At 38.4% G+C, this 14,162-nt stretch carries 15 protein-coding genes; all 15 read left to right on the top strand.

Annotated elements, in window-relative coordinates; translation table 11 throughout:
- Nucleotides 1-4: 4 nt before the first annotated feature.
- The 15 genes from I6E80_RS04575 to I6E80_RS04645 are packed head-to-tail and all read left to right on the top strand — an operon-like array spanning nucleotide 5 to nucleotide 14,109.
- Entirely contained in the window at nucleotides 5-571 is a 567-nt protein-coding gene (locus I6E80_RS04575) for a hypothetical protein (RefSeq protein ID WP_197184920.1), read from the top strand.
- The gene (locus tag I6E80_RS04580) at nucleotides 564-1,928 is read left to right on the top strand and encodes an AMP-binding protein (RefSeq protein WP_197184921.1); all 1,365 of its coding nucleotides are present in this window, start codon (nucleotides 564-566) and stop codon (nucleotides 1,926-1,928) included. Before I6E80_RS04575 ends, I6E80_RS04580 begins: the two co-directional genes overlap by 8 nt.
- On the top strand, nucleotides 1,912-2,277 hold the full coding sequence (locus I6E80_RS04585; protein ID WP_197184922.1) for a thioester dehydrase: 366 nt from the start codon (nucleotides 1,912-1,914) through the stop codon (nucleotides 2,275-2,277). Before I6E80_RS04580 ends, I6E80_RS04585 begins: the two co-directional genes overlap by 17 nt.
- A complete protein-coding gene (locus I6E80_RS04590; protein WP_197184923.1) occupies nucleotides 2,270-3,019 on the top strand; it encodes a glycosyltransferase family 2 protein in 750 nt (249 codons plus the stop codon). The genes I6E80_RS04585 and I6E80_RS04590 overlap by 8 nt, the downstream gene beginning before the upstream one ends.
- On the top strand, nucleotides 3,009-3,977 hold the full coding sequence (locus I6E80_RS04595) for an acyltransferase (protein ID WP_024599912.1): 969 nt from the start codon (nucleotides 3,009-3,011) through the stop codon (nucleotides 3,975-3,977). The genes I6E80_RS04590 and I6E80_RS04595 overlap by 11 nt, the downstream gene beginning before the upstream one ends.
- Nucleotides 3,970-5,514 (top strand): histidine ammonia-lyase, encoded by a 1,545-nt coding sequence (gene hutH, locus I6E80_RS04600; RefSeq protein ID WP_197184924.1) that lies wholly within the window; start codon nucleotides 3,970-3,972, stop codon nucleotides 5,512-5,514. Before I6E80_RS04595 ends, hutH begins: the two co-directional genes overlap by 8 nt.
- Nucleotides 5,507-5,935: a thioesterase family protein gene (locus tag I6E80_RS04605; RefSeq protein WP_197113076.1), complete on the top strand. Its 429-nt coding sequence runs from the start codon at nucleotides 5,507-5,509 to the stop codon at nucleotides 5,933-5,935. Before hutH ends, I6E80_RS04605 begins: the two co-directional genes overlap by 8 nt.
- A 24-nt stretch (nucleotides 5,936-5,959) precedes the next feature.
- Complete coding sequence (locus I6E80_RS04610) at nucleotides 5,960-6,469, top strand: outer membrane lipoprotein carrier protein LolA (RefSeq protein WP_197184925.1); 510 nt, start codon at nucleotides 5,960-5,962, stop codon at nucleotides 6,467-6,469.
- Between the two features lie 46 nt (nucleotides 6,470-6,515).
- On the top strand, nucleotides 6,516-8,756 hold the full coding sequence (locus I6E80_RS04615; RefSeq protein WP_197184926.1) for an MMPL family transporter: 2,241 nt from the start codon (nucleotides 6,516-6,518) through the stop codon (nucleotides 8,754-8,756).
- A gap of 1 nt (nucleotide 8,757) precedes the next feature.
- Nucleotides 8,758-9,996: an NAD(P)/FAD-dependent oxidoreductase gene (locus I6E80_RS04620; RefSeq protein WP_197184927.1), complete on the top strand. Its 1,239-nt coding sequence runs from the start codon at nucleotides 8,758-8,760 to the stop codon at nucleotides 9,994-9,996.
- On the top strand, nucleotides 9,984-10,544 hold the full coding sequence (locus I6E80_RS04625) for a DUF3261 domain-containing protein (protein ID WP_076924768.1): 561 nt from the start codon (nucleotides 9,984-9,986) through the stop codon (nucleotides 10,542-10,544). The genes I6E80_RS04620 and I6E80_RS04625 overlap by 13 nt, the downstream gene beginning before the upstream one ends.
- Nucleotides 10,541-11,710 (top strand): beta-ketoacyl-ACP synthase, encoded by a 1,170-nt coding sequence (locus I6E80_RS04630; protein ID WP_076924767.1) that lies wholly within the window; start codon nucleotides 10,541-10,543, stop codon nucleotides 11,708-11,710. The genes I6E80_RS04625 and I6E80_RS04630 overlap by 4 nt, the downstream gene beginning before the upstream one ends.
- Nucleotides 11,703-12,158, top strand: coding sequence for a hotdog family protein (locus I6E80_RS04635; RefSeq protein WP_197184928.1), 456 nt, complete (start codon nucleotides 11,703-11,705; stop codon nucleotides 12,156-12,158). The genes I6E80_RS04630 and I6E80_RS04635 overlap by 8 nt, the downstream gene beginning before the upstream one ends.
- Nucleotides 12,155-12,880, top strand: coding sequence for a 3-oxoacyl-ACP reductase FabG (gene fabG, locus I6E80_RS04640; RefSeq protein WP_076924766.1), 726 nt, complete (start codon nucleotides 12,155-12,157; stop codon nucleotides 12,878-12,880). Before I6E80_RS04635 ends, fabG begins: the two co-directional genes overlap by 4 nt.
- On the top strand, nucleotides 12,880-14,109 hold the full coding sequence (locus I6E80_RS04645) for a beta-ketoacyl-ACP synthase (protein WP_197184963.1): 1,230 nt from the start codon (nucleotides 12,880-12,882) through the stop codon (nucleotides 14,107-14,109). The genes fabG and I6E80_RS04645 overlap by 1 nt, the downstream gene beginning before the upstream one ends.
- The last annotated feature ends 53 nt before the right edge of the window (nucleotides 14,110-14,162 follow it).

Below are 14,162 nucleotides of genomic sequence, written 5' to 3' on the forward strand. Positions count from 1 at the left end.
TACTATGTTAAAAGCAGTTTTAACAACGTTAATTATGATTTGTTTGGCTTGCTACCCTCTTATTGTGTATGTAGGCCTTACGCGTTTTAATAGTCAGTTAATTACAGTATTACTGCTATTTATACTCGGGCTTAGACTTTGGTTAAGTAGAGCCTTATTTGATAAAATGCCGTGGTTAAAGCCCGCTACATTTTTAGCAGCCATTACTATTGTGATTTCCAAGGTAATGGATAGCGACTTAGGGCTGCGCTTGTACCCCGTAATCATTAATTTAGTTATGTTAATTGTGTTTGCGTATTCTTTGTATAAAGGGCCTTCTATTATTGAAACTTTTGCGCGTATCACTGAGCCGTCACTTGATGAAAACGGTGTAATTTATACAAAAAAAGTAACGCTAGTGTGGTGTGTGTTTTTTGTATTAAATGGTGGTATTGCTCTATACACCAGTATTTTTAGTAGCCTAGAAGCCTGGGCTTTTTATAATGGTTTTATTGCTTACTTAGCTATGGGCATATTGTTTGCCATAGAATGGCTAGTCAGACAAAAAGTAAAAAGGAACGCCGGTGTTTAATGCTTTTCAAAGTAATGCGATAAGAACGTGCTTTAATCATACTGATAGTGATATTTCGGAGCGTCAGTTTGTTAGTGATATAAACGAAGTTTTAGCTAAACTATCAACGTTAAACGCTAAATCATCAGTTGTTTTATACACCACAGACACTTACAAATTTGCCGTGTACTTATTTGCTTTGGCACTACACGGAAACACAGTGATTTTGCCGCCTAATGGGCAACCTGCAACGTTAAACTCCTTGCTTAAACAAACACCTTTTTTTATTGGTGAGTCTGAATTAGTAGCCGATTTAGAGGCTGATTTTTTAGATATAGGCACCCTAGCCAATCAATCTCACTTTGTATCTATTGAAACAATTAAATGGCCTCAAGAAGGCACAATTGTTTTTTACACGTCGGGCTCGTCGGGTAAAGCCAAGCCAATTGTAAAAACGTGGCAGGTAATAAATAAAGAATTAAGTACATTAATTAATAGCTACGCACTGATTGATAATCCTATTTTTATAGCGAGTGTTTCGCACCAGCATATATACGGCTTATTGTTTAGATTACTGTGGCCATTGCGCGCAGGAAAGGTTGTTAATACAGAACTACTGCACTACCCAGAACATGTAGCTAAAAAGCTCAAGTTATTTAAAAAAGTAGTCTTTGTTTCAAGCCCTGCGCAGTTAAAGCGGTTATGTATTGATAATGTTTTAGTGGATGATAAGTCTCATTTACAATGGATTTTTTCATCAGGTGGACCGCTATTAAACGAAGATGCTGTATCGTTGTTTACGCAATTAAATAAACCAGTCACACAAGTTTTTGGTAGTACCGAAACTGGTGGTATTGCATATCGACAAGTTACTTCACTTGAAAAGGTTAGCCTTTGGCAGCCATTCTCGGGTATTAAGGTACGGGCTTTGGACGATCAGCGTTTAATTTTAAACTCGCCGCTTGTTCGCGATAAAAATTATCCTTTAGATGATAGAGGCGAAGTGCTTAAAAATGGTCAATTTAGATTACTAGGCCGATTCGATCGAATTATAAAGTTAGAAGAAAAACGATTAAGTTTAGATGAGCTAGAACAACATTTGTGTACTAGTGAGTGGGTAAGTGAAGCTAAAGTAATCGCCTTGCCTGGTGAGCGATTAATTGTAGGCGCCATAGTTGTACTTACACCTAAAGGGCAGGTGTTTTTTAATAGTGACGGTAAGTTAGCCACAAATAACTTATTAAAGGCGCATGCATTAGCGCGCTTTGAGCGAATTTGTATTCCTAAAAAGTGGCGTTTTTTAGATCAATTACCATACAACTCACAGGCAAAGTTAAATTTAAAAGCATTGGAGAGTCTTTTTGCAAAAGTTGATTAAAACACAGCCTGATTTACTGTCTTGTGAAAAAGCAGAGCAAAAGTATAAATTAAGCTTACTAGTTCCTCATGATTTAGATTATTTCAAAGGACACTTTACAGATGGCTCAATACTCGCAGGTGTTGTGCAATTAGAGTGGGCTGTGGCTGCAATTTGTAAATATTATAATGTTGAGCAACCTGTTAAAAATGTTGAAGTATTAAAGTTCCAGGTAGTGATTACCCCAGGTATAACAATCGAATTATTGCTTGAGCAAAAAGCAGAGAATAAATACACCTTTTCATATAATTCAAATAAAGGGCAGCATGCATCTGGCCGTGTTGTTTTTGATAGCCTGATAAATGAATAACTTTTGTATTGTTATCCCTAATTATAATCATATTACGGTTATTGATGATGTACTGAGCCAATTATCGCCATTTAATCTTCCTATTATTATGGTTGATGACGCAAGCAATGCCGAAGCTAAAAATGTGTTTAGTAACCTCAATGCAAAATACGCGCAGTTGAGTGTAGTTACCCACGACGATAACCAAGGCAAAGGCGGCGCGGTACAAACAGGTTTAAAGCATGCACATAAGCTAGGTTTTTCGCACGCTATACAGGTTGATGCAGATGGGCAACATGACTTATCTGACATTAAAAAACTAATAGCACTTTCAAACACTCAGCCTAAAGCGCTTATAAGCTGCTGCCCAATATATGACGATTCAGTGCCTAAGCACCGTTATTTAGCACGTTACTTAACGCATGTATGGGTATGGATTGAGACGTTAAGTTTTACAATTGTAGATTCGATGTGTGGCTTTAGAGTGTATCCGCTTGAGCAAAGTACAAAGCTAATTGATGAGGTATCGCTTGGCAAACGTATGGATTTTGACCCCGAAATTTTAGTGCGTTTATATTGGCGCAACGTGTCTTTTGTATTTTTACCTAGCCAAGTAATTTACCCCGAAAATGGGCTTTCTCATTTTCAGCCATTACACGATAACGTGCGTATTTCGTGGTTGCACACTCGCTTATTTTTTGGAATGTTGATTCGCTCTCCGGTGTTAATTTGGCATAAATTAAAGAGGCGTTATGGCAGCTAAGCACTGGTCTAAAATGCAAGAGCGCGGTAATTTTTTAGGTATTCAAATATTGTTATTTGCTCATAAATTACTGGGTAGAAAAGGGCTGTGGATTGTTTTGTTTCCTGTCGTTTTTTATCTTTTTTTAACAGGAAAAGTAGCGCGTGTAGCTTCTAAAGCGTTTTTAAAGCAAGTTAATGTTTACCAAGGCAGGAAGCAACCTGTTACGTTTAAAATGCAATTAACGCACTTTTGTAGTTTTGCAGATAGCGCATTAGATAAAATTGATGCTTGGCTTGGGCGAATAACCCAACGTGATATTAAATACACTAATGAGCATTTATTTGCTGAGCTAGATGAGCAAAACCAAGGGGCTATTTTTATAGGTTCTCACTTGGGTAATTTAGAGGTGTGCAGAGCACTTAGCCAACACCGCAGTAGCAAAAAAATAAATGTACTGGTGTTTACCCATCATGCTGTTGAATTTAATAAAATGCTTAAAAAGATTAACCCAAATGTGTCGGTTAATTTAATACAAGTGACTGATATGGGACCTGACTTAGCTATTTTACTGAAAGAAAAAGTAGAACAAGGAGAAATAATCGTTATTGTTGGCGACAGAACAAGCACAACAACGGCTTCTCGGTCGGTACAGGTACCATTTTTAGGCAAAAAAGCCCCATTTTCACAGGGGCCTTTTATATTAGCCGCGCTGCTTGATTGCCCTGTTTACTTTTTGTTTTGTTTAAAAGATAAAAAAAGCAAAAAGTATCAAGTGATATTTGAGCATTACAGCCAATCATTAAAAATGCCTCGACGAGAGCGACAGCAGGCGCTAACACTTATTATTACTGACTATGCACAGCGTTTGAGTTATTACGCAGCTTTATATCCTTATCAGTGGTTTAATTTTTACGATTTTTGGAAAAGTGATCAGCAGGTAGTGCGCGATCAATCAATGGAGAGCAAGTGTGACTGAACAAAATATACAGCTTTTTGGCAATCAGCGATTATCAATTGAAGATATTGTTCGAGTTGCCTTTAATGAAACACAAGTGCAATTAAATAGCTGTGAAACTTTTAGCGGTAAAATTAATAGCGCTTTGCGTTTTTTAGACACACTTTTAAAAGAAGATGGCGTAATTTACGGCGTTACAACTGGTTACGGTGATTCTGTAACGGTGGCTGTACCCCTTGATTTAGTTGATGAACTACCTCTGCATTTAACTCGTTTTCATGGCTGTGGACTCGGGGATGTATTTAATAAAGTGCAAGGGCGTGCAATTTTAGCGACCCGTTTAACATCACTTTCACAGGGCTACTCTGGTATTAGCTGGGAAATGCTGCACCTACTTAAAGATTACTTAAATAACGATATAGTGCCTGTGATCCCACAAGAAGGGTCAGTAGGTGCCAGTGGCGATTTAACACCGTTATCTTACGTTGCAGGTGCGATGGTAGGCGAGCGTGATGTGTTTTACAAAGACCAAGTACGTAACAGTGCAGAAGTTATGAAAGAAGTTGGCTTAGAACCACTAACACTAAGGCCAAAAGAAGGTCTTGCCGTTATGAATGGCACAGCGGTAATGACTGCATTAGCGTGTTTAGCGTTTGATAGGGCTAATTACTTAGCTAAACTGGCAAGCCGTATTACTGCATTATCAAGCTTAGCGCTTAAAGGAAATAGCCATCATTTTGATGAGATATTATTTTCAGTTAAGCCACATCCTGGGCAGCAACAAATTGCACGTTGGATAAGAGAAGATTTAAACCATCACGATCACCCTCGTAATGCAGACAGACTTCAAGATAGGTATTCAATCCGTTGTGCACCCCATGTTATTGGTGTGCTGCAAGACAGTCTGCCGTTTTTTAGGCACATGATAGAAAACGAGCTTAACTCAGCAAACGATAACCCAATAATTGACGGCCAAGGTGAGCATGTATTGCACGGCGGGCATTTTTACGGAGGCCACATTGCAATGGCAATGGATAGCATGAAAACAGCCGTTGCAAATCTTGCTGATTTAGCCGACAGACAAATCGCGTCTTTGGTTGATACTAAGTACAACAATGGGCTACCTTCAAACTTGTCTGATAGTGCACCAGAGCGCCGTTATATTAATCATGGTTTTAAAGCGGTTCAAATTGGCTGTAGTGCTTACACTGCTGAAGCATTAAAGCTAACCATGCCGGCCAGTGTTTTTTCTCGCTCTACAGAGTGCCATAATCAAGATAAAGTGAGTATGGGGACTATTGCGTCTCGCGATTGTTTACGTATTTTACAACTAACAGAACAAGTGTTAGCAAGTACGTTATTAGCCAGTATTCAAGGTGTTAGATTACGTATTAAGCAAGGCGATCTTGAGTTTTCAACTTTAACGCAAGATATGCAAAACATGTATATCGATATAACTGATTACTTTGAAAACCTTACTGAAGATAGACCAATGGAAGCCGTGCTAAGGCAAACAATAGGGTATATTCAAACTAAACGTTGGGCGTTGTATGAATAGTAAAGGTGCATTATTAACGCATGTGGTAGAAATCGAAATTCCATTTCATGACTGTGACCCAATGAATGTTGTATGGCATGGTAACTACCCACGTTACTTAGAAGTAGCGCGCTGCGAGTTACTGCGTTTATTTGATTATGATTACCCACAAATGCATGAATCGGGCTACGCGTGGCCTATAGTTGATATGCAAATAAAGTATGTTGCTTCAGCGGTATTTACTCAAAAAATTAAAGTAGCGGCTTATTTAAAAGAATACGAGAATAGACTACGGATTGATTACGTAATCACTGACTCGCTAACTAACAAGCGCCTTACTAAAGCCTCAACCACACAAGTTGCAATTGAGGTTAGCTCTAAAGAAATGCAATTTGAATCGCCCGCTATTTTATTTAATAAATTAAAAGCGGTTTTGAATTAAATTTTGATTTTATAGGCGATTTAAATGAATTTATTAAAATGTTTTACATTGAGTGTAGCCATTAGCTTTTTACTGTTTTGCTCTGTAGTAAATTCAGCACCAATTAAAGGTGAGTTTAAGCAATATAAGCAATTTAATGGATTTGCTAAACCTTTTATTTCGTCGGGTGTTTTTTCGTTGATTGATGAAAAGCTCATTTGGCAAGTGAAAATGCCTGTTGAGAGCATGCTCATAATAGAAAACGGCAAAGTGCTTGCACAAAATGCTAATGGTGAGTTAATACCACAACCCGGTAGCGAGCAATTTGTAGGATTACTGAGTGACTTACTCAGCGTAAATATGAGTGCGCTGGAAACTCGTTTTGATATTGCTAAAATGCAAGGTAGCTGCACACAGTTAACACCAAAAGAAACGATGTTACAGCAATTATTTAGTGATTTTATTTTATGTGAAGCTGCTAAGCAAGTGAGCAGTATTGTACTAAATGAGCACTCAGGAAATAAAACAAAAATTGAGTTTACTTATCCCAAATAAAATTATGTTTTTAAATAATGCAGTGGTTAATTAAGGGAATAGTGCAATGACAAAACGAATTACCGTTATTGTTGGGTGGTTTAGCAGTTTAATTTTACTTTTTGCTGCTGCTTTTTGGTTGTCTAAACCAACGTTTAGCGCCGATATGTTTAGCTTATTGCCAAAGTCGCACTCCCAAATTGCACATGCGGAAGATGTCTTTTTTCAGCAAAATGCTAACCGTATTATGTTCTCATTTGCAGGAAATAATAAAAATAAAGCATTTGATGATTTCCAAAAATGGCTTGACGTTAATGCAATTAAAAGCACATTTAACTTTCCGTCCGTTAACGATTTAGCGCAAACATTCTCACCTTTCAAACATGCGTTATTAAGTGATACTTACAAGCAAATATTAAGCGAAAAAACAACGTTTGAACATTATTACCTTGAGCAATTAAATCAGTTAGGCAACCCATTTGTAAGTGCTACCTTAAGCAAAGATACAAGTTTGAGCTTAGCGGCATTTATAGAAGATAACTTAAGACAAAGCCAATTGTTTACGCTTGAACAAGGTCGTTTAACTCGACGTTTAAAAGGCATTGAATACCGTGTTATTTTGGCAAATTTAGCGCCTGAATATTTAGGGGTTAATAAATCAATTGATTTAGCAGATACAATAATTAAACAGATCAATATCCTTAATAAAACCTACCCTGATTTAAGCATTACTTACTCTGGTGTGCTATTTCATACGGCTGAAAATGCTAAACAAGCTAAATACGAGATGAGCCTGTTTGGTGGCATTAGCTTATTAGCCCTTATTGTTATGGTATTTTGGGTATTTAGGCGTTTAAACAGTATTTTATTGGCAAGCTTTACCGTACTAAGTGCACTTATTGGCGGCGCTATCGCTATGGTGTTGCTGTTTAATACTATTCATTTATTAACGCTTGTTTTTGCAGTTACCTTGATTGGTATTGCCATTGATTATGCATTTCATGGTATGACAGACTTAGCCAAAAAAGAGCATGAAAAAGGCTACAGCAGAGGGACACAATCTGCGCTTTTACTATCTCTTATTACTACTACGCTGGGTTATCTCTGCTTACTAGGTGCGCCACTAACGTTATTATCTCAAGTCGGTGTGTTTGTTATTGCGGGTTTGGTGAGTGCTTGGCTATTTACAGTTTTAGTTTTGCCATTGTGGCAATCTACACTCACGTTATCGCCTTCGAGTTTATTGATGAGTCAAAAGCTCATTCAGGTTTTTTTACACTGCAATAGTTTAAAAAAGCCAATACTAATTACGTTATTAGCCCTTATAAGTGCGTTATTTTTAATAAAACCTATTAGCTTTAATGATGATGTAAAGCTATTAAACGCGAGCTCCGAGCATTTAATGCTAAACGAAAAAAAGCATTTGTTATTACTTGGGCAATGGGATAGCCAAATTGTTTTTATGTTTGCAGATAGCGACGAAGCGCTTTTACAAAAACAAGAACAATTTTTAAACCGCTTAACGCAACTAAACCCTAATTTTAAACATAATAGCATTAGCCATTGGTTGCCTAGTTTACAAAAACAGAGGCACAACCAAGTCTTGTTTGAACAGGCTAAAAACGAAGGGACTTTGGATATTGCAGAGCGCGTTACGGGGCAAGCGTTAGCAAGTACAAAAGCACCGTTATTAACTTATAAAACACTCGCCACGAGTACATTTAAACCATTACTGCTTTCTCAAATGGTTGTTGAGCAAGAACAATCGATAACGTGGGTGTCTATTTCGGGTATTTCAGCTGATCAACTAATTAATGAGGTTGAAAAAAACAATGGAATTTACCTTTATAATAAACCTAAACAAATTAGTGCTTTATTAAGTGACTACCGAGAGTATCTACTATTAAGCCTAGTGCTTGCGGGTTTTATTAGTTGGCTGCTTTTTAGTTGGCGATTTACGATTAGGATAGCGCTTCTGCAAGTAACCATTTTATCTGTTGTGGTGTTGGGCATGCTTTGGATATGTAACGCGATTCAAGGTAGTTTGTCGTTATTTAATTTACTCGGTGCGTTACTTGTTATTGCTTTAGCAATTGATTACCTCGTTTTTTATCAAATAAATAAGTTAGAGCCCAAAAATGTACTGGCGATTAGTTTATCTGCAGCGTCATCAATGTGGGTATTTGGCATGCTGAGTGCATCTGATACACCCGCTATCTTTAGCTTTGGGCTGAGTGTAATGGTAGGGATTTTAGCTATTTACTTTTTATCACCACTGAGTGTTGTAAAGCCTCAAAAGGAACAATAATTTGAATAACCTTGAGCAGTACGATGTTGTTGTTATTGGCGCTGGGCCTGCGGGTGCATTGGCTAGTAGCCTTTTAGTACAAAAGGGATGGCGGGTGCTGGTACTTGAACAGCAGGCGTTTCCACGTTTTTCAATTGGTGAAAGCTTACTGCCGCAATGTATGGCGTTCTTAGAAGAGGCGGGCTTAATCGATATACTGCATGACAATGCAGCGACTTTAGGTTTTCAGTTTAAAGATGGCGCTGCTTTTCATCGGGCAGGGCAAAATACGACTATAAACTTTACAGAAAAATTTACTAAAGGCCCAGGCACTACGTATCAAGTGAAAAGAGCTGACTTTGACAAATTATTAGCAGACAAAGCACAAGGACAAGGCGTAGAGATCAGATATAAGCACACCGTGGTTTACTACTGTGATGAGCCAAATGGTGCATCATTAGTGGTACACAACGAGCAGCAACAAGCTTACCGCGTTAATGCCCGATTTGTATTGGACGCAAGTGGCTTTGGGCGTGTATTACCAAAATTGTTAGATTTAGAACTTCCCTCTAGCTTTCCTGTTCGCAGCGCTTATTTTAGTCATTTTAAAGACAATATTAGTGATTCAAGCTTCGATCGTAATAAAATTTTAATTACCGTGCACCCTCAATATTCTGATGTGTGGTATTGGCTTATTCCCTTTAGTGATGGTACTGCGAGTATTGGGGTGGTGGCGCAGTCAGAGCGTTTTAATAACGACGAATCTAGCGATTTACTAAATCAATTTATAGAGCAAGATCCTTATTTAAAAACACTGTTAGCACAACGAGAGTTATTAACTCCAGCAAAAAATATTAAAGGCTACTCGGCAAATGTGAGTAAGTTATATGGTAAGCACTTTGCTTTATTAGGTAATGCGGGGGAATTTTTAGATCCGGTATTTTCATCAGGTGTAACAATTGCACTTAAATCTGCAAATTTAGTTGCTCCACTTGTTGATTGCTATTTAAAAAACGAAGTCGTCGATTTTGACACTCACTACGCACAGCCATTACAAGCTGGAGTTGATTGTTTTAGAACATTTGTAACAGGATGGTACGATACGCGTTTTCAGGATGTAATATTTTACTCTGAGCAAAATACTCAGGTACGAGAAATGATTAGTGCTATTTTAGCGGGCTACGCATGGGATACAAATAACCCATTTGTTGCACAAAGTGAACGCCGTTTAAATGTCTTGGCTCAGTTATGTCAAAATTAATTAAGTATGCGGTGTGTAGTGTATTCATATTTGCTGTATTGAGCGCCTGTACGAGTTTTACAGCATCTAAAAATAGAGTGTATCTATCACCTAATATTCAATTAAATATTAATAGCGTGCCAGCACAAATGTTTGATAAGTCTTGGCAGCATGTTTTGTATATTACAAATCAGCAAAAAACACATACTGTATTTGCCCAATTAGCTATAAATGACAAAGGTGCAATTAAGTTATTGTTAATGACAGTACAAGGCTTTCCAATTATGGAGCTTGAAAAACCTTTAAATGGCCCGGTAAAAACACGAAATATGCTGGCGGTAGAAGGGATAGACCCTCATTATATCTTGGCTGATATTGCATTAGTACATTGGCCAGTAGCATTTTTACAAAAGCAGTTAGAGGGTGCTTTAATAGAGCAGGTTGGCTCTAATCGGGAAGTATTTAACGATGAGGGTACATTTATCACCATTGACTATAGTGGTGAGTCGACAACGTTGAACAATATTTTACATCAGTATCAAATAACATTTAAAAAGGTAGAACAGTGACATATTGGCTGAATGATTTAGGCATTGTGAGCGCGATGGGCATAGGCCAAGATGCAACCACAACAAGCTTAAATAAATATAACCCTGCAACTCCTTTATTAACTTTAAATAAAAGTTTAAGTGCTGAGCAAACTCCGCTTTATGTTGGGCAAGTTCAGTCTATTGCTTTATCAAATAATAAACGTATCAATACATTTATTGATCTAGCTTTAGAGCAGATTAAGCCAACCTTAGATAAACTTTCGCATATTGATAAGTCGCGTATCGCAATTGTAATGGGTACTAGTACATCAGGTATTCATGATGGTGAAAGAGCGCGTAAAAGCTATGAAAGTACAAAACTCTGGCCTGATGACTTTAGTTACAGTGATCAAGAGTTAGCTACACCCGCTCATTACATTGCACATAAAATAGGGGCTCTAGGGCCTTGTTACAGTATTTCTACTGCGTGCACGTCGAGTAGCAAAGCGTTAATTAGCGCCCGAGCTTTGCTAAATGCTGATTTAGCCGATGTGGTAATTTGTGGTGGTGCGGATAGTTTGTGCCAATTAACAATTAATGGCTTTGATTCGCTCGCTTCATTAAGCTTGGGTTTATGCCAGCCTTTTTCTAGCACCAGAGACGGCATTAATATTGGTGAAGGGGCCGCTTTATTTGTAATGACTAAAAATATGCCAATAACAAATAACGGCGTTATGTTACTAGGCAGTGGCGAAAGTTCAGATGCGCATCATATGTCAGCCCCCGATCCTAATGGGGTGGGCGCCCAAGCCTCAATGGAAAAAGCACTAAAAAGTGCAAAGTTATCCTGTGGTGATATTGATTATATTAACGCTCACGGTACGGCTACTGTAAAAAATGACGAAATGGAAGCACTTGCAATTAATCGCGTGTTTGGCAACAATACCCCGCTTAGCTCTAGTAAGCATTTAACAGGGCATACCCTTGGTGCTGCAGGCGCTATTGAAGCCGGTATATGTTGGTTATTATTAAAAGACAGCGGCCAACATATGCTGCCATATAACGTGATTAAAGAAGGCAGTGATTTGGCTGATATAAAAATAATAAAACAAGCGTTTAAGCCCGCTCTTAAATACTGTTTATCTAATTCATTTGCGTTTGGCGGTAATAATGCCAGCTTAATATTGGGAGTTAACGTTGACTAATTACCTTATAGAGCAAGTAGTCCCGCATGATGCGCCAATGATTTTAATAGATAGCCTTTTGACATACAGCGAAGATGAAGCTCAGTGCGGTGTTACTATAACTGAGCAAAGCCCTTTTTTTAGTCCTGCGATTAATGGCGTACCTAGCTATATTGGTGTTGAGTATATGGCGCAGTCTATTGCCGCTTATGCTGGTGCGTTGGCGAATGATGAAAATAAACCTGTAAAAATTGGTTTTTTGATTGGCACGCGAAAATATCAAACTTATCAACCGGGTTTTAAAAACGGCAGTAAGTTGACTATTGAAGTGAAAAAGCTATATCAAGAAGAGTCAGGTTTAAGTGTATTTGAATGCCAAATACTCGCGTGTAAAACTCTACTTTGCCAAGCAAAAATTAATGTATTTCAGCCTGAAAACCCGTTGGAATTTATAAGAGAAAATCAATGACAAAAAGAATTTTAGTTACGGGTTCAAGCCGTGGCATTGGTAAAGCTATTGCGTTAAAACTTGCTGAGCAAGGGTTTGATATTACAGTACATTGCAGAGCAGGTGTTGAGCAAGCTCAAGCAACATGCGATGAAATTAATGCATTAGGTAGAGCCACCAGTTTATTACAATTTGATGTATGTGACAGAGAGCAGGCCAAAACACAAATAATAGAAGATATAGCTCAGCATGGCGCTTATTACGGCGTGGTGTGTAATGCAGGTATTACTAACGATATGGCATTTCCTGCTATGCAAGGGGAAGACTGGGATTGTGTAATACGTACAGGCCTTGATGGGTTTTATAATGTAGTACACCCAACTGTAATGCCTATGGTACAAAGCCGTAAAGGTGGGCGCATAATTACAATGTCGTCTGTATCGGGTATTGCAGGTAACCGAGGGCAAGTAAATTATAGTGCAGCAAAAGCCGGTATTATTGGGGCCACTAAAGCACTTGCATTAGAATTGGCAAAACGCAAAATTACAGTTAATTGTGTGGCACCTGGTTTAATAGAAACCGCGATGACTGATGAATTACCTATTGATGAAATGATGAAAATGATACCCCTAAAGCGCATGGGGAGCGTTAAAGAAGTCGCAGGCACAGTCGCTTTTTTAATGTCTGATGATGCAGCTTACATAACACGCCAAGTGATTTCGGTTAATGGTGGCATGGTTTGATTAAACGCGTTGTTGTAACAGGCATGTCTGTGGTCACTGCATTGGGCGATGATTGGTCTGAATTCAAACAAGCCTTAATTAAAGGCGAAAATGCTGTTGTTACTATGCCAGAGTGGGATATAGCCGACGATCTCAATACTCGTTTAGCCGCGCCAGTTAAACACTTTGAGCGACCAAGTCATTATAAACGTAAACAAATCCGTTCAATGGGGCGAGTGTCACTTATGTCAACTCGTGCTACTGAGTGCGCACTTGAACAAGCCAAACTACTCGAGCACGACAATCTAACAGATGGCTCTACGGGCATAGCATATGGCTCATCTACTGGCTCTACTGCGCCATTACTCGCCTTTGCAAATATGATGGAAACGGGGTCGATGTCAGGTGTAACAGCAACGAGTTACATTAAAATGATGGCGCATACTGCCCCTGTAAATGTGGGTGTGTTTTTTGGTTTAAAAGGGCGTGTTATAACAACAAGCTCTGCTTGTACATCGGGATCTCAAGGAATAGGCTACGCCTATGAAGCGATTAAGTTTGGCCGACAAAAAATAATGGTGGCTGGTGGAGCTGAAGAGTTATGTATTACTGAAGCCGCCGTATTTGATACGCTTTATGCAACATCTACAAAAAATGAAACACCAAAAAAAACACCAAGACCTTTTGATAAAAATCGCGATGGCTTAGTGATAGGCGAAGGCGCGGGTACACTTATTTTAGAAGAATACGAACATGCAAAAGCGCGCGGAGCAACAATATTAGCTGAGGTGGTTGGTTTTGGTTGTAATTCTGATGGGCAGCACGTTACTCAACCAACATCAAAAACAATGCAACTAGCGATAGAAATGGCACTGCAAGATGCCAATCTAGAATCAGAAAAAATTGGTTACGTTAATGCGCATGGTACATCAACAGATAAAGGTGATATTGCCGAGTCTCACGCAACGTTTAAAGCATTGGGCAGCAAACCTATTAGCTCGTTAAAAAGTTATTTGGGGCATACATTAGGTGCTTGTGGTGCAATAGAAGCATGGGCAAGTATTAATATGATGGCTGATAACTGGTTTGCACCAACAATTAATTTAGATAACGTTGATGACGAATGTGCTCAGCTTGATTACATAAGGCATCAAGGGCGTGAGATTAATACCGATTACGTGATGAGTAATAACTTTGCGTTTGGTGGTATTAACACCTCTTTAATATTTAAACGCTATAAAGTAGATTAAACACGTTAAAAGATAAGTTATGACTAACTGTTAGCTCGTTTTTACTGTATAAT

The sequence above is a fragment of the Pseudoalteromonas sp. NSLLW218 genome, assembly GCF_015864775.1.
Taxonomy (GTDB): Bacteria; Pseudomonadota; Gammaproteobacteria; order Enterobacterales; family Alteromonadaceae; genus Pseudoalteromonas.

Excerpts from the sequence above, each read along its gene's own strand:
- I6E80_RS04575 (WP_197184920.1), top strand. The coding sequence starts at position 5 with ATGTTAAAAGCAGTTTTAACAACGTTAATTATGATTTGTTTGGCTTGC.
- I6E80_RS04590 (WP_197184923.1), top strand. The coding sequence starts at position 2,270 with ATGAATAACTTTTGTATTGTTATCCCTAATTATAATCATATTACGGTT.
- I6E80_RS04595 (WP_024599912.1), top strand. The coding sequence starts at position 3,009 with ATGGCAGCTAAGCACTGGTCTAAAATGCAAGAGCGCGGTAATTTTTTA.
- I6E80_RS04605 (WP_197113076.1), top strand. The coding sequence starts at position 5,507 with ATGAATAGTAAAGGTGCATTATTAACGCATGTGGTAGAAATCGAAATT.
- I6E80_RS04610 (WP_197184925.1), top strand. The coding sequence starts at position 5,960 with ATGAATTTATTAAAATGTTTTACATTGAGTGTAGCCATTAGCTTTTTA.
- I6E80_RS04615 (WP_197184926.1), top strand. The coding sequence starts at position 6,516 with ATGACAAAACGAATTACCGTTATTGTTGGGTGGTTTAGCAGTTTAATT.
- I6E80_RS04625 (WP_076924768.1), top strand. The coding sequence starts at position 9,984 with ATGTCAAAATTAATTAAGTATGCGGTGTGTAGTGTATTCATATTTGCT.
- fabG (WP_076924766.1), top strand. The coding sequence starts at position 12,155 with ATGACAAAAAGAATTTTAGTTACGGGTTCAAGCCGTGGCATTGGTAAA.